The sequence below is a fragment of the Aminiphilus sp. genome, from assembly GCF_029975095.1.
GTDB lineage: Bacteria > Synergistota > Synergistia > Synergistales > Aminiphilaceae > Aminiphilus.
Map to the genome: position 1 here is coordinate 1 of NZ_JARKPW010000193.1, position 14754 is coordinate 14754.

Below are 14754 nucleotides of genomic sequence, written 5' to 3' on the forward strand. Positions count from 1 at the left end.
CTGGGCTGCGGCGCTCTATGCTATGGCCCGTGCGCGATGCTCACGCCCCTTCGCCGCCATCTCCGAACGTTCGACAGACGAAAGTTATTTCGGAATATCTCCCTCGACACCCTCCACAAACCAGTTGAGGCTGAGCATGTCCGCATCGCTCATGACCGCCTTCTCGGGAATCCGTTCCGTTCCGTTCTGATCCCGGATGGGACCTGTGAAGACGTCCCACTCGCCCCGGATGATCTTCTGCTTTTCCTCTTCCACAAGGGCCTTTACATCCTCGGGAACATCCTTTCCGTAAGGCGAGAGCGCAACGAGCCCTTCCCGGAGTCCCCACCAGATATCCTGGGATTTCCAGGTTCCGCCGATGACTTCGCTGGCGATCTTCGTGTAGACCATACCCCAGTTCCACACAGGCGCGGTAAGGTGTTTCGTTGGGGCATATTTGCTCATGTCGTTGTTGTACCCCACCACGTAGACACCCGCCTCCTCCGCGGCCTGCGGCGCGGCTCCCGTGTCGGCGTGCATGGCGATCACATCGGATCCGGCATCGATGAGAGCCTTTGCAGCTTCCTTCTCTTTGCCCGGGTCGAACCACGAGAAGATCCAGACCACCTTGACCTTCGCGTCGGGGTTGACCTTGCGGACACCCAGGGTGAAGGCGTTGACGCCGCGGATGACCTCGGGGATGGGATGGGCCGCCACATAGCCGATGACGTTCTTCTTCGTCATCCTCCCCGCCACGAGTCCCGACAGGTATCTGGCCTGATACATGCGACCGAAATAGGTCCCCACGTTTTCCGCCTGTTTGTAGCCGGAGCAGTGCATGAACACCACGTTGGGATATTTCTTCGCCACTTCGAGCGTCGCATCCATATAACCGAAGGAGGTCGTGAAAACAAGCTTCGAACCGTTTCGGACGAAGGTCTCCATCACCCGGGCACTGTCGGGGCCTTCGGGAACGGATTCCACGATGCTCGACACCACGCCCGGAAGCGCCTTCTCCATGGCCAGGCGTCCCTGTTCGTGCATGTAGCTCCATCCGCCGTCACCGACGGGACCCACATAGACGAAACCAGGCTTCAGATCCTCCGGTTTTACCGGAGCGTTCGCCCAGGCCGGACCGAACAGGGCCGTCACCAACAGGACCGCCGCAACACCCAACAACAGCTTCCGCATCTTCCATCACGCCTCCTCTCGGATTTCCGAAGCGCCTCGGCTCCGGACGGTTCTCATATTACCATCTTTTCCTCCGTCTCACGTAAAAATGTCCGCTTTTCCAGCTCCCGACAACAACACTCTCGACAAGATGCCGAAGCACCCTTCAAAATTGTATCACAGCTTCCTCTCCCCGCATTCCGAAAAAACATCGCTGGACGGATCTCGGGGTGCAAGGCACTCCAATCCGACACGGGAAACGATATTCCACAAATCCCATCCCATCACAAATGAAAGGCCAAATGAAAAGGCGGCGGTTTCCCCTCGGGAAAACCGCCGCCCTATTCACAACATCACATCCGAATGAGACTACTAAGGAAAAACGAAGCCATGTGCGCCGCAGCGCCCGTCTCCTCCGCCACTCCCCGCGGCTAGATCTTTGTTACGTTGACCGCCTGGGGGCCCTTCTGTCCCTGCGTCACCTCGAAGGAAACCTTCTGGCCTTCCGCGAGCGTTTTGAAACCGTCGCCGAGGATGGCGCTGTAGTGCACGAAGACATCCTTACCTTCGTCCGTGGTGATGAACCCGTAGCCCTTCGTTTCGTTGAACCACTTAACCGTTCCCTGTGCCAAGGTAAAGCCTCCCAAAACCTTTGGATTTATCGGAATAGAATTCCCGACATCTATAACGATAATCCCCTCCGGCGGAATTGTCAAGCTACGCATCATGGTCTCACGACACGAACAGATTCGCAACAGATTGTTTTCAATTTCACCAAAACGACGCTGGCAAGTTTCCCATGACACGTGGGACAATGGGCTCGCCACCTCGAAGATCCGAAGCAGGAGCGATTCTTGAGGAAGCGACGTGGTCTTTCCAAAGAAGTCCTCGTCGCAGAAAGGGTTTTCGCTGGAGAGCTTCCGCATCTGAGGCGAAACGCGACAATGCATCCGAAAAGCTCTCCACATGCGCTCCGCCCAATGAACGCGGAGGGACAAAATGATCACCCGGGAGGTTTGCATCATGGAAACGGATCGCATCATTCGTGTCAAAGCTTCGCCCAAACAACAGGAAGAACGGCTCCGACGTCTGCTGCGGATTCTCTTGCTGCGTCACGGCGAACCGCTCTTTCCAGGAAAAACGCGACGCTTTCTCGGCTCCACGGATGTCCCGCTCTCTCCGAGGGGGCGCGAACAGGCGGAAGCCATGCGTTTCACCCTGCGGGATCTCCCTCTGAGCCGCATCATCACCAGCCCTCTTCGACGGGCCTCCGAAACGGCGTCCCTTCTCGCGGCAGGACACTCTTCACGGGTAGAAACCGTCGAGGCACTCCGGGAGATCCACCTGGGAACATGGGAAAATCGAACGTTCGACGACGTCGCCGCCGCCGAGCCCGAACTGTTCGCGGCACGAGGACGGGATATCTGGAATGTACGCCCTCCAAAGGGAGAAAGCTTCCGGGACGCCGCTTCTCGTGCCCTTCCGGCCTTCACGGCTCTTCTCACCACGCGGGGCGGCTCCTCCTCCGGAGAGCGCCGCATACAGGACGAACAGGAAATGCGGATTCCCCCCTCCCGCAGAGGACTTCCTTTTCCCGCTTCGACGCAGCGTATTCCCGACGAAGTGATCCTCTTCGTCGGTCATGCGGGTATTTTCCGACTGGTCCTCTCCGCGGCGCTGCGGATTCCCCTGGAGGCGACCTTCCGCATGGAACAGGACTATTGCGGCATCCACGTGCTGGAGCAACGGGAGCTTCTGGAGGAGGGAAGCAGCCCTCTCCGGAACAGGCATCAAGAGACGGAGGAAACCGTTCCCGCCGAGAGCGAGAACCCCGCCTTCTCCGAAAAAATGTCTTTCCGACTCCTTCGCCTCAACTGGAACGCCACTTTCCCGGAGGCATGATTTTTCACTCCCCGTGTCTCACCCCGGAAAAAGCGCGGGGGGATCGGAGAGGGAGCCCGCTCGGACCATGTTGCTCAACCTCCTGGTCTCTCCCCTCCAGGAGAGGCGACAATTGCGATTCCGCCAGCGCTCTCCAGGGAGCGAGAAACGTGAGCTTCGCCACTTCTCCCGCGAGAACACCCCGAAGGAGTTCCGGTTTCGCCGCGAGACGGCGTACCAGTCCAAGAAACGAATTCCCCCCGCAGAGGATGTTGTCCCTGGGAACACCGATCCCTTGCCCGACAAGCGCCCGAGTTCTTTCGGAAAGGGAGCCGAGAACGGCACACTCCACCACATCGCCTTCACGCTGTCCTGTCTGAACCACCGCAACCGCCCCGGAACGGAGAAGAAGAACGGCTCCCACGGGGAAATCCTCAACCACATCGCGAACCAGTCCCACCAGGTGAGGGTCGAAGTGGCTCCCACCGGCACGATCGAGAATCTCCATGGCCTCCCACGGCAGAAAACCAGGCCTGTAGGGGCGGTCGGACACGAGGGCATCATAGGCATCGGCGATGGAAACGAGACGTACGAGACAGGGGATGGCCTCTCCGGAGAGAAGGTCACCGCTGGAGGGTCCGTATCCTTTGCCGTCCCATCGCTGATGATGGTGCACCACGATCCCCCTGGCCATGGGCATGATTCTTTCATGGCGACGTACGATATCGAGGCCCCACTGAGGATGTCCGCGCATGAGTTCCATTTCGTCCACCGAAAGCACGTCCGGCTTGTTGAGAATCTCCTCGGGAACGCGCATCTTCCCCACATCGTGGAGTATCGAGCCCAGACCGAGGTTGACCCGGTCCTGCCAGTCCAGAAGAGAGAGCACGCCGTAGCCCACGGCTTTTCTTGCCAGGGCGAGGCTGAGTACCATGACCATCCAGGAATGCTCGTAGGTGTACTCGTCGTGATTGGCAAGATGTTTCACGTTCGAGAAAAGCACTCCACCGTCGGAGAAAAGCGCGTCCGCCACCGCGTGGAGCGAGGCACTCAATCGGTCCAGCAGGGCAACAGGAAGAGTGCGCCGCGTCTGGAGAAGCGTAAAAAGCTCCCGAATCTGGGATTTGACCTGTACCTCCCGATCCGCCGGAATGGAAGGAAGAACCTCTTCTCTCGGCTCCAGTTCGTCGAGGAGACGAACTTTCACTGACTCGATGGAACTCCGGCGCAAGGCATCGATGATGAGATCGGAAAGGATGGTGCCTTTGGCGAGCAAAAGCTGCCCGGAAGATCCCAGGAGAGTTTCCGCCACAACGAGTCCACTTTCAAGAAAGGCCACAGGAACGATCATGGGCACGACGGCCGCCTCCTCGTGCCGCGACACGGATAAACGATTCCGTTGCGGCGGGATGTCCCGCGTAGCATACAGGGGAATTTTCCAAGGCACCAGCGGACGGAGACTCTGGGAGCACCGTCTCCGGAGGGGGGTTTTCCGTGCCTTTGGACTCAGCTCTTGACCGACCTTTGGAAAGCATGGAGAGCTCGGAGCCCCTTACCTGTCTGAAAAAGATCACGGAACACTCGGGAAAACCGGAACGTCGATACGCAAGCCCGAGAAAGCCTTCTCCGATGACACCGGCAAGACGACCGCGACAAGGGAAACACTCAATTGGTCAGACTCGATCAGATCTTTCTCCCTTTTTTTCTCTGGAAAAACCCACAAAAACAAGTCCCCCCGCAGCGCCGACAGCCAACCCCAGAAGAAGGACAAGGGAGAGGACGTGCCATCCGACCGCCTTCAACGCCATGGCAAGGGAGCCTAGATAGAAGAAACCCGCCAGAGCCTTGCGAAGAACCGTTTCGGAGAGAGCCCGATTCACCCGGACACCGAGAGCTGAACCAAACCACGCACCCGCTGCCAGCGCCATCAGGGGAACGATGGAAATCTTTCCGGCGAGAAAATACAGCGTAGCCCCGTAGGGAGCGGTGATCATGATCACCAGGAGGCTCACAGCCACGGCCAGGTGCGCCTCGAAGGCACAGAACGCCACCAGAAGGGGCACCATGAGTGATCCCCCTCCGATACCGAGAAACCCCTGGAGAAATCCCACCAGAAGCCCTACGAAGAGGATGTTCCATACCGAAACAGGTACATCGAGATCCTGAATCCGAAATAGCGGGGGGAGCCGCAGCAATTTGTTTCCGGAAAGCCCCCCTTCCTGGAGTGCCTTTTTTCGAAGAACGAGAGTCCCCGACAGGATCAAAAGCATCACATAGGCCACGCGAATCACTCCGTCCGCCTTCCCTGCCACGTCCAGAGCGAGAGCGAGATTCTTCGCGTAGGCGGTGGTGAAGAAACTGCAGAGCCCCATGGGCAACACCACTTTGAGAAACATTTCCTTCGACGCAGTTCCACCGCGAAGATAACGAATGCCCGCCAACGCCGAAGTCCACGACGTGTAGGCAATGCCCATGCCGACGGAAAACGTCATGGGATGTCCGAGGGCATGCAGCAGGGGGGTGATCACGAAAGCACCCCCCACGCCGAAACAACCGCTGAGTATTCCCGCACATCCTCCGAGGATCACGAGTAATGCCGATTCAAGCAACTGAGCCATAAAACATCTTCCACCCCTTCTTCAATGACATTCCTCATCGCGCCGGAACCAATGCCGGAGCACGGGCATCCGCTCATTCCCCGTGCGTGCAAGCACGCATGCACCCGGACGTTGCTCCACCCCCGGCTGAACGGAAACGGTTCCGTCCACCGGAATACGCACCTCCGCAGGAAAACGTGCGGGCAACACCGTGTTCCCGGCACACGAAAAACCGGCGAGGATGCCACTCCCCTGATCACGGGGAGAACCTCCTCGCCGGTCCACAGCCATCTCAATACCAGAGGAGCATTCAACCACAACAGAAGTATTCCAGCCAGCGATACCTGCGCTCCACCGAGAGAACGCTTGCCCTGACAATGCCGTGTCAAACAGAACTGCCCGCGCTCCTCCGGCTCCTATCCTGCGATAAAAGCCAGAAAAACCAGAGGCTCCGTCCCCGTATTTCGAAGCCCGTGCCGTTCGCCCCGAAACGTTACGGTCACATCGCCGGGTCCCACCTCGTACTCGGTGTCACCGTCGAGATAGACGCCGACCCCTGAAAGCACGACGTAGACTTCCTCGTCCACCTCGTGAGGGTGCCCGCCGACGGCCGCACCCGGATCAAGGGCGATACGTCCGACCATTTTCAGATGACTTCCCTCCCGAGCACCTCCCGGAGAAATGGCATAGGTACACCAGCCACCACCAGGCCCCTTCTGCAATCCCTCGCGACGAATCGCTTCCGACGTATTCAACCGACATAACATGTCCCCACTCCTCCTTTCTCATGCCACGGAATTCCTGCACAGAAAATCCAAAAGTCCCGATTCGATGATTCTTTCGGATTATAGCGTAGGATGTTCTTTTCATACTATGATAGCGCCGTAAAGAAAGGCACGAGGCCTACTCTTTGTTTGATTGTACCGCAAAATCGTACCGCAAAATCGGCGCGAAAAGGGGTGGAGAACATGCGGGCAGTCGTCCTCCAAGATTACGGAGATCCGGAGGTACTGCAGATCAAGGAAATACGGACTCCGGATCTCGATTCGGAGGAGGTGCTCGTGAGGATCGCCTATTCGGCCCTGAACCGGGCGGACATTCTCCAGCGACGCGGCCTCTATCCCGCACCGGACATCGCCGGAAACGGCCCGGAGGTTCCCGGGCTGGAGTTCTCCGGTGTCATCGAGGAAGTCGGTGCCAGGGTTCCCAACCGCAAACGGGGAGACCGGGTGTGCGGCCTTCTCGGCGGTGGCGGCTACGCCGAATACGCGACAGTGCATCACCTCATGCTCCTCGACATCCCGAAAAACCTTTCCCTCGCCGAGGCAGCAGCCATTCCCGAGGTGTTCCTCACCGCCTTCGATGCCCTGGAGGACAAGGGGGCTCTTGCTGCCGGAGAGACCGTGCTCATTCATGCAGGAGGAAGCGGCGTAGGGACTGCGGCAACGCAGATCGCCCGTATCCTCGGAGCTTCCCGGATCTTCGCCACTCTCGGTTCGGACGAAAAGGCCGATGCAGCCATCGCCCTCGGTGTCGATCGCGCCATCAATTACAACCGGGAGGACTTTGCCGCAATCGTTCTTGAGGAAACCTCGAACGAAGGAGTCAACGTGATTCTCGACGTTGTCGGAAAAACCTACATGGAAGGGAATCTCCGCGCTGCGGCCGTGGAAGGACGCATCGTCTGCATCGCCTACCTCGGAGGTGGCTTGGGAGAAATCCACCTCCCGACACTCCTCCAAAAGCGATTGCGTCTCCAGGGCACCCTGCTTCGGACACGCCCGACAGACCAGAAAATGGAACTCTCCACGCGCTTTTCCCGACGGATGATGCCCTTTTTCGCCCAGGGGAAACTACGCCCCGTGATAGACTGCGTCTTCCCCCTGGAGGATGTGGCCGATGCCCACGAGTACATGGAGCACAACAGGAATTTCGGGAAAATTCTTCTTGCGGTGAATCCGGAGCTTTAGCCCGGCGGACGGACAAAACCCTTTTTGACGTAGAGAGTGGCCATTTCCGGAGGAAGGGGCGTGCTGTAGAGGAAACCCTGAACAAAACGACAGCCCAGGCTCTTCAGCACGGTCAGTTGTACCGCATTCTCCACTCCCTCGACCACCACATCCAATTCGAGACTGCGCGCCATGCCGAACATGGCCTCCAGGATTGCTGCGTCCCGGACGCAGGTCGCGATACCGTCCACAAAAGATTTATCCACCTTGAAGCCGCTCAGGGCAAAATTCTTCAGGTAGCCGAGAGACGAATATCCCGTTCCGAAATCATCGATGTAGATTCGTACCCCCATGTCGTCGAGCGCCCGAAAGATTTCCCGCGCCGCGTCGCGGTTCTCCATCAGGCTGTTCTCGGTGATCTCAACGGCGAGCCCCGACGGCTCGAGCCCTGTCTTTTCAAGGACTCCCGCGACGAGAGAAACGAGATTCCCCCGGGCGACCTGCAGGGCGGAAATGTTCACCGAGATCTCCACCGGAGGAAACCCTGCATCCCGCCATTGTCGATTCTGTCGGCAGGCCTTGTGGAGTACCCACTCACCGATGGGGAGAATCAGCCCCGTCTCCTCCGCAAGGGGAATGAACTCCCCCGGAGAAATCACCGTTCCATCCTCGTTCCGCCAACGCAGAAGCGCTTCGACCCCGATGAGGCGTCCCGTCTTCACCTCCACCTGAGGTTGATAGTAAAGCGCGAATTCTTCCCGTTCCAAAGCGCGCCGGAGACCGTTCTCCATCACCAGTTTTTTCGAAACCGCCTGGTTCATGCTCTCCGCGTAGAAGGAATATCCATCGCCCCCCTGCTCCTTGGCCCGGCGAAGCGCAAGATCGGCAGTGCGCACGAGTTCCACCTGGTCCTCTCCATCCAGGGGATAGACGCTGATCCCGATGCTCGCGGTGAGATAGAAGCGTTGCCCCTCCACCTCAAAAGGCTCCCGGAGGCTGGCGAGGATCTCCCGGGCAAGTCTCCCCATCTCCCCGGGAACGGCAAGCCTGGGCACCAGTACGGCGAACTCGTCGCCACCCATGCTGCTCACTGTATCCCTTCCTTGACAAGTCCTCGGAGCCGCTCCCCCACCGTCACGAGAATCCCGTCTCCCACAGCGTGGCCGAGAATGTCGTTGACATTCTTAAAGCGATCCAGGTTGAGCAGAAGCACGCCTAGCGAACCCCCCTCCCGATGGGCCTGGGCGACCTCCACCATGAGGCGGTCCCGAAAGAGATGACGATTGGGAAGCCCCGTGAGGCGGTCATGATAGGCTTGGTGTGCGATCTGCATCTCCTGGGCCTTGAGCTGGGAGATATCGCTGAAGACCGAGACGAAATGCCGGATGACCCCACGCTCGTCCCGCAAGGCGCCGATGGAGAGCCACTCGGGATACACTTCGCCGCTCTTGCGACGATTCCAGATTTCACCCTGCCAGTGCCCTTCCTCTACCAGGGATCGCCACATGGATTCGTAGAATTCCCGCCCGTGGTGCTTCGATTTGAGCATGCTCGGGCGCCTGCCCAGCGCCTCCTCAGGCGTGTACCCCGTTATTTCCGTGAAGGCAGGATTGACCATTTTTATGATACCTGCAGCATCGGTGACGACGATTCCCTCCTGAGCGTTCTGAATGATCCCCTCCGCCAGGTCCAGCTCCCGCTCAACCAGGCGAAGCTCCGTGACATCCCGCAAAAGGACCGCGATGTTGCCTCTTCCCGCCGGGAAAAGACGCATCTCCAGAAACATCGTTCTGTCGGACAGTCCGAGAGGAAATTCACAATGCACGCAAGAACCGGCACAACGCACTTTTTCGAAAGCCTTCGCAGCACGGGGAGCCGTCTCCTCCGAAAAGATCGGCAGCTCCGAAAAACGCTGTCCCGCAATCATTCTCTCCCGGAACATTTCAAGAAACGTCGTTTCCGTGCCCATCCGACATTCCAGAACATTGCCCTGAAAATCCAAGAGCAGAATACCGTCGGGAAAATTCTCCAGAAACGCTTCCAAGACCTCCCCACGGCGATGCTCCACGCCGTACTCCCGTCCTTCGTTTTCGCCGATCATCCCAGGCAAGACACCATCTTTCTCCGGAAGAAGCTCTTCCTCCGGCTCTCGCCTTTCGTCGTCCCCAGCCATGGAATTCCCTCCCGGTGCCTTCACATACGGCCCAAATATCGTTCTCTTTTCTTTTACTGTATCACATCTTTGCGACAAAAACCTCCGCAAGCCCCACGGGCAGAACGGCCACCGAACTCCGTCGCAGAACGAAAAAAGGGACCAAGCCCCCCTCGCGTGTGGTACAATTGCGCTACACCGAACGAAAAGGGAGGGATGGGTGTGGCGATTTACGTCCATATCAGCGGTGCCCCGGAGAAACTGAAGGCATGCCTGGAGAACAAGATTGCGATGCTGCCTCAGGATTTCGAAGGAGCCGCAAAGGGGCAAACGATCTACTACTTCTACGGGTTCCTCGAACAGACCTACGTCATGGCTCGTGCCGTACTGACGAAAAGCAACGACAAGGTTGCCGACGACACGCAGAACGGCAAGGGGTGGTCGGTAAAGAACCTTGAATACTGCACACCGCTTGGTCTCCACGAACTGCTTTTGCCTGAGCCATGGCACTGCCTCGAAGACAGTGCGGGAGAAATCCCCTCCTCGGTGGAAGAAATTCTCGCGCCGGAATTCGAGACCCGTACCACGGGAGCACCCATCGACCCGGACACATGGTGGAAACCCGTGCAGCCTCCGGCACAAACGGCCTTCCCCGAATCGCCGGAACCGTCCTCCGAAGAGGATCCCTGTATGTGCGAGGACAACCCCGAGGCATGCGAAATCCCGCCCCTTGACCCGCGCCATGTGGACGACGACCCCGGGGAGGAATCGGAGACGACATACCCGTCCTCCGAAGAGGAAGAGGCGGCGGCTTCCGTACGGGAAGCATTCACCGAACCCCTCCCTTGGGAAACAACCCCGGAGAGTTGCGGAGGACACGGAAACACAGGCACGATTCTGCCCCGAGAAGGGGAGGAGGGAGCATCTTCCATGGAGAAGAAAATGAAGCACGGTTTCGTCGTCGGCTTTGTGATCGTCCTCACCCTGGCAGTGCTCGTCGCCACCCTTTCCCGGCTTGACAGCTTCCGGAGCGATCTGCGGAACGTGGCGGACATGCTGGAAAAGAGCGCCGCCGTTGCGGAACAGAACGCGCAAAACATTTCCAAGATCACAGCCCGTTTGGGAGAACTGGAAAAGGCCGTGCGAATGACGGCCCGAAACGACACCGCCCTTGCAGGGGAAATCAAGAGCGTCAAGGAAGCGGTGGTGCAACTGCAATCTACCCCCCCTCTCGATCCCGGCGCTTCTAAGGAACTGGTCCAACTCCTCCAGAACGAACTCCGCAATCGTGACGAACTGATCCGTCAGCTCGCGGCACCCAAACAGCAGTAGCAGATTCCCGGCCAAGAAAATCACCCGGGGGAGGCCGAAGGCCTCCCCTTCTGCATTCCCAGGAATTCTCCCGTGCTTTCGTTCTCTTCCGTGCTCTTCCACAACATTGCCCGGAACATCTCCGGCATGTCCCGTCGCCCCGTCCCCTGCCATAAATCCTGACATTTTTTCAATGCTTCCGCAAAAACAAAAGAAAGGTAGAATGGAATGCCGAAATGCCTCACATGTAAAAGGAGAGGATCCGATTATGGAACAACAGCAGGGGCGTGCCGTCATCACTGTTCTCGGAAAGGACCGAGTAGGAATCATCGCAGGAATCAGCGTCATTCTGGCCGAACGGAATGCGAACATTCTGGACATCAGCCAAACCATCGTCGGAGGCTTTTTCAGCATGATCACCGTGGTCGATCTGGACGCGTGTCGCGGCACTTTTTCGGAACTCAAGGAACTTCTCGAAGCGAAGGGACGCGACCTGGGCGTGCAGGTGACGATCCAGCACGAGGATGTCTTTCGGTTCATGCACCGAATTTAGGGGGGGAAACCGCATGTCGTCCATTCATTTCCACTCCTCGGAAATCTTCGAAACCATCCGCATGGTGGCGGACGAAAAATTCGACATCCGCACCATCACCCTGGGCATTTCCCTTCTGGACTGTGCCTCCGACGACATGGACACCCTGTGCCGCCGCGTCTACGACAAGGTGACCCGAAAGGCGGAACACCTTGTCCGCGTTGGAAAAGCGCTGGAGGAAGAGTACGGAATCCCCATCGTCAACAAGCGCATCTCCGTCACACCCATGTCCCTCGTCACTGCCTCCTGCACGACGGGCGATCCCGCCGATGCGGGCAGGGCGCTCGACCGGGCCGCAGAAACCGTAGACGTCAACTTCATCGGCGGCTTTTCCGCCCTCGTGCAGAAGGGATGCACCGAGGGAGACCGGAGGCTCCTCGAAGCAATCCCGCGAACCCTCGCCTCCACGGAACGGGTCTGCGCCTCTGTCAACGTGGGATCCACCCGGGCGGGCATCAACATGGACGCGGTGGCTCTCCTCGGCGGACTCATCAAGGAAACGGCGGCTCTCACGGCAAACCGGGGCGGCATCGGCTGCGCCAAACTCGTGGTCTTCTGCAACGCCCCCGAGGACAATCCCTTCATGGCCGGAGCCTTTCACGGAACCGGAGAGGCGGAACAGGTGATCAACGTGGGTATCAGCGGCCCGGGCGTGGTGCTCAACACGGTGCGGCGCAATCCGCAGGTTCCCCTGGGCGTGCTGGCGGACGAGATCAAACGCACGGCCTTCAAAATCACCCGTATGGGCGAACTGGTCGGGCGCGAGGCGGCACAGCGCCTGGGCGTTCCCTTCGGCATCGTGGACCTCTCCCTGGCTCCCACTCCGGCCTGGGGCGACTCCGTGGCGGAGATCCTCGAAGCCATGGGGCTCGAACGGTGCGGCACCCACGGCACAACCGCCGCACTGGGGCTCTTGAACGACGCGGTCAAGAAAGGAGGCGCCATGGCCACCTCCTACGTGGGCGGACTGACCGGAGCTTTCATTCCCGTCAGTGAGGACGCGGGCATGATCCGCGCCGCCGAAGAGGGCGTTCTCACTCTGGACAAACTGGAGGCCATGACCTGCGTCTGTTCCGTGGGGCTCGACATGATCGCCGTCCCCGGCGACACCCCCGCATCCACACTGAGCGCCATCATCGCCGACGAAGCCGTCATCGGTATGATCAACCGCAAGACCACGGCGGTGCGGATCATTCCCGTCCCCGGAGCTTCCGTGGGAGACCGGGTGGAGTTCGGCGGCCTGCTCGGCAGCGCTCCCGTCATGCCCGTGCACAAAGAGGAGTCCCGACTTTTCATCAGTCGCGGGGGGCGCATTCCCGCTCCCGTGCAGGCCATGACGAACTGAGCACCTCCAATTACGGAAGCCAGAGACGGAATGAAAAAGGAGCTACGCTCATGAACACCGATCGCCCCCGCGTTTCACCCTACATACCGCTCTTTTTCGGCATCTGTGCCATCTCCACGGGAGCCATCTTCGCCCGCCTCGCCGATGCGCCCTCCCTGGCCATCGCCGCTTACCGGGCCGGCCTGGCCTCCCTGATTCTGCTTCCCTTCGCCCTTGCGACCCGGCGCAAGGAAATGGCCGCTCTTTCCAGGAGTGATTTGTACCGGGTCATCGGCGCGGGATTTTTTCTCGCTCTCCATTTCGCCACGTGGATTTCCTCCCTCGCCTTCACCACCGTGGCGAGCAGCGTCGTTCTCGTGAACACCATCCCTCTCTGGGTAGGCTTGCTCTCTCCCTTCGTGACGGGAGAGAGGCTTTCCACCTTGACCAAAATGGGCATCGCCGCGAGCGTTGCGGGAGGCGCCGTGGTGGGATGGGGAGATTTTGCCCTCGGAGGCAAGGCACTTCTGGGTGATTTTCTCGCCATCTGCGGAGCGCTCTCCGCCGCAGGCTATTTCCTCTTCGGCCGCATCGTCCGCCCCAAACTCTCCCTTCTCTCCTACGTCTTTCTCTGCTACGGCACGGCGGCGATTTTCCTCGCCCTTGTCGTCCTCGTTTCCGGCACCCCCGTCACAGGATTTTCCTCCACCACCTGGTGGATGTTCCTCGCCATGGCGGTCATCCCGCAGATCCTGGGACATTCCAGCTACAACTGGGCGCTCCGATGGCTCTCCGCAGGGTTCGTGGCCGTGGCGCTTCTCGGGGAGCCCATCGGCAGCACGATCCTGGCCTACCTGCTCCTCGGTGAGAGAATCACCTTCATCCGGCTCGCCGGAATGGCCCTTATCGGCTGCGGTATCGTCCTCGCCGCAAAAGGCGAGCGCTGATGTCCCCGGATGCGTCCGGAACAGAAGATTCTTCCGTCGGATTCGCTCCACCCCGGCGCCTCTTCGTGGTAAAATTGAAAAAAGATTTGCACCGGTAGCGATCAGGGAGTTTCTCCTGCACGATCTCCGGAGCATTCTGGCGGTTTTTTCGTCATCATGGTGATGACACGGAATCTTTTCTCCATACCACGACAGGAGGGGTAAGGCATGTCCGACGTGTACGAATTCGAGGGCAATACGGCGAAGCAGGTGACCGAAGAGAGCACCGTCGAAATGGAGACATCTTCCCGCAGCGACGCGGATTCCCTGACGCGGCGCATCAACAACCTGGAGATGACGGTTCTTGCGGTGGCACTCGTCCTCGGCATCGGTCTCGGATGGGTGTGGTGGAACGCCCGGGGACTGGAACAGACCGTGGCAAGCCAGAAAGCCCTCATCGAAACCCTTGGTGGTACGGTCGCATCCTACCAGGCGGAGCTCTCCGACCTGAGCGGACGCCTTGCCACCGCCGAACAGGGACTCGGTACGGTGGAGCAGCTTCGGGGCGAGACCGCTGCCGTGGCGAAGGAATTCGAGTCCATCCGTACCGGCGTCGACGTTCTCGCAGGAAACATGAAAGCCGTCTCCGAACAGCTGAATCGCCACAGCGACATCTTCACCAGGGACGCCGAGGCCAACAAACAGCTCATCGAGGCATTGCAGCAGCACCTCCAGCTCCGCCAGTCGATCCTCGAAACGGTGAACTGAACCGAAAGCGCACTCTTGTTCCCAAGGCAGAGAAAACCTGTTCCGGCTCTGCCATCCGGAACAGCGTGCCTCGTGAAAATCGACCACCCACAGAAGAGCGCCGGT

The 14754-nt window shown here is 59.2% G+C and carries 13 protein-coding genes and 1 pseudogene; 7 read left to right on the forward strand and 7 right to left on the reverse strand.

Annotated features, from left to right (window positions below; translation table 11 throughout):
* Window positions 1-84 precede the first annotated feature (84 nt).
* Together Q1K49_RS12275 and Q1K49_RS12280 are read right to left on the reverse strand one after the other, a co-directional pair.
* Window positions 85-1170, reverse strand: coding sequence for a BMP family ABC transporter substrate-binding protein (locus Q1K49_RS12275; RefSeq protein ID WP_213692662.1), 1086 nt, complete (start codon window positions 1168-1170; stop codon window positions 85-87).
* A gap of 410 nt (window positions 1171-1580) precedes the next feature.
* On the reverse strand, window positions 1581-1781 hold the full coding sequence (locus Q1K49_RS12280) for a cold-shock protein (RefSeq protein WP_029165684.1): 201 nt from the start codon (window positions 1779-1781) through the stop codon (window positions 1581-1583).
* A 391-nt stretch (window positions 1782-2172) separates the two neighbouring features.
* On the opposite strand from Q1K49_RS12280, the gene Q1K49_RS12285 reads away from it, so the two are divergent.
* Window positions 2173-3051, forward strand: a complete 879-nt coding sequence (locus Q1K49_RS12285; RefSeq protein WP_300526318.1) for a histidine phosphatase family protein — start codon at window positions 2173-2175, stop codon at window positions 3049-3051.
* 4 nt (window positions 3052-3055) lie between these two features.
* On the opposite strand, the gene Q1K49_RS12290 is transcribed toward Q1K49_RS12285, so the two are convergent.
* The 3 genes from Q1K49_RS12290 to Q1K49_RS12300 all read right to left on the reverse strand — a co-directional run bounded on the left by Q1K49_RS12290 (window position 3056) and on the right by Q1K49_RS12300 (window position 6394).
* Window positions 3056-4381, reverse strand: a complete 1326-nt coding sequence (locus Q1K49_RS12290; protein WP_300526320.1) for an HD-GYP domain-containing protein — start codon at window positions 4379-4381, stop codon at window positions 3056-3058.
* A 322-nt stretch (window positions 4382-4703) separates the two neighbouring features.
* Entirely contained in the window at window positions 4704-5648 is a 945-nt protein-coding gene (locus Q1K49_RS12295) for a sulfite exporter TauE/SafE family protein (RefSeq protein ID WP_213692617.1), read from the reverse strand.
* Between the two features lie 395 nt (window positions 5649-6043).
* Entirely contained in the window at window positions 6044-6394 is a 351-nt protein-coding gene (locus tag Q1K49_RS12300; protein WP_213692618.1) for a cupin domain-containing protein, read from the reverse strand.
* 201 nt (window positions 6395-6595) lie between these two features.
* On the opposite strand from Q1K49_RS12300, the gene Q1K49_RS12305 reads away from it, so the two are divergent.
* Window positions 6596-7597 (forward strand): NAD(P)H-quinone oxidoreductase, encoded by a 1002-nt coding sequence (locus Q1K49_RS12305; RefSeq protein ID WP_213692619.1) that lies wholly within the window; start codon window positions 6596-6598, stop codon window positions 7595-7597.
* Here the strand turns inward: Q1K49_RS12305 and Q1K49_RS12310 are convergent.
* Both Q1K49_RS12310 and Q1K49_RS12315 read right to left on the reverse strand, forming a co-directional pair.
* Entirely contained in the window at window positions 7594-8367 is a 774-nt protein-coding gene (locus Q1K49_RS12310) for an EAL domain-containing protein (protein ID WP_366146069.1), read from the reverse strand. The two genes, Q1K49_RS12305 and Q1K49_RS12310, sit on opposite strands and share 4 nt — an antisense overlap.
* Before the next feature lie 29 nt (window positions 8368-8396).
* Window positions 8397-9968 (reverse strand): annotated as a pseudogene (locus Q1K49_RS12315) (diguanylate cyclase); the annotation flags it as partial.
* Between Q1K49_RS12315 and Q1K49_RS12320 the strand changes: the two are divergent.
* The 5 genes from Q1K49_RS12320 to Q1K49_RS12340 all read left to right on the forward strand — a co-directional run bounded on the left by Q1K49_RS12320 (window position 9951) and on the right by Q1K49_RS12340 (window position 14649).
* Window positions 9951-11060 carry a hypothetical protein gene (locus tag Q1K49_RS12320; protein ID WP_213692621.1) on the forward strand — a complete coding sequence of 370 codons (1110 nt, stop codon included), beginning with the start codon at window positions 9951-9953 and terminating at the stop codon, window positions 11058-11060. The pseudogene Q1K49_RS12315 and the gene Q1K49_RS12320 sit on opposite strands and share 18 nt — an antisense overlap.
* 247 nt (window positions 11061-11307) lie before the next feature.
* Complete coding sequence (locus Q1K49_RS12325) at window positions 11308-11592, forward strand: ACT domain-containing protein (protein WP_213692622.1); 285 nt, start codon at window positions 11308-11310, stop codon at window positions 11590-11592.
* A gap of 13 nt (window positions 11593-11605) precedes the next feature.
* Window positions 11606-12976, forward strand: a complete 1371-nt coding sequence (locus Q1K49_RS12330) for a PFL family protein (protein ID WP_213692623.1) — start codon at window positions 11606-11608, stop codon at window positions 12974-12976.
* A gap of 50 nt (window positions 12977-13026) precedes the next feature.
* The gene (locus Q1K49_RS12335) at window positions 13027-13902 is read left to right on the forward strand and encodes a DMT family transporter (RefSeq protein WP_213692624.1); all 876 of its coding nucleotides are present in this window, start codon (window positions 13027-13029) and stop codon (window positions 13900-13902) included.
* A gap of 207 nt (window positions 13903-14109) precedes the next feature.
* Entirely contained in the window at window positions 14110-14649 is a 540-nt protein-coding gene (locus Q1K49_RS12340; protein ID WP_213692625.1) for a hypothetical protein, read from the forward strand.
* Window positions 14650-14754: the final 105 nt, after the last annotated feature.

What these genes read in the sequence shown, in the direction of transcription:
- Q1K49_RS12275 (WP_213692662.1), bottom strand. Translation starts at nt 1,170, where the DNA reads ATGCGGAAGCTGTTGTTGGGTGTTGCGGCGGTCCTGTTGGTGACGGCC.
- Q1K49_RS12285 (WP_300526318.1), top strand. Translation starts at nt 2,173, where the DNA reads ATGGAAACGGATCGCATCATTCGTGTCAAAGCTTCGCCCAAACAACAG.
- Q1K49_RS12290 (WP_300526320.1), bottom strand. Translation starts at nt 4,381, where the DNA reads ATGATCGTTCCTGTGGCCTTTCTTGAAAGTGGACTCGTTGTGGCGGAA.
- Q1K49_RS12295 (WP_213692617.1), bottom strand. Translation starts at nt 5,648, where the DNA reads ATGGCTCAGTTGCTTGAATCGGCATTACTCGTGATCCTCGGAGGATGT.
- Q1K49_RS12300 (WP_213692618.1), bottom strand. Translation starts at nt 6,394, where the DNA reads ATGTTATGTCGGTTGAATACGTCGGAAGCGATTCGTCGCGAGGGATTG.
- Q1K49_RS12305 (WP_213692619.1), top strand. Translation starts at nt 6,596, where the DNA reads ATGCGGGCAGTCGTCCTCCAAGATTACGGAGATCCGGAGGTACTGCAG.
- Q1K49_RS12310 (WP_366146069.1), bottom strand. Translation starts at nt 8,367, where the DNA reads ATGGAGAACGGTCTCCGGCGCGCTTTGGAACGGGAAGAATTCGCGCTT.
- Q1K49_RS12325 (WP_213692622.1), top strand. Translation starts at nt 11,308, where the DNA reads ATGGAACAACAGCAGGGGCGTGCCGTCATCACTGTTCTCGGAAAGGAC.
- Q1K49_RS12330 (WP_213692623.1), top strand. Translation starts at nt 11,606, where the DNA reads ATGTCGTCCATTCATTTCCACTCCTCGGAAATCTTCGAAACCATCCGC.
- Q1K49_RS12335 (WP_213692624.1), top strand. Translation starts at nt 13,027, where the DNA reads ATGAACACCGATCGCCCCCGCGTTTCACCCTACATACCGCTCTTTTTC.
- Q1K49_RS12340 (WP_213692625.1), top strand. Translation starts at nt 14,110, where the DNA reads ATGTCCGACGTGTACGAATTCGAGGGCAATACGGCGAAGCAGGTGACC.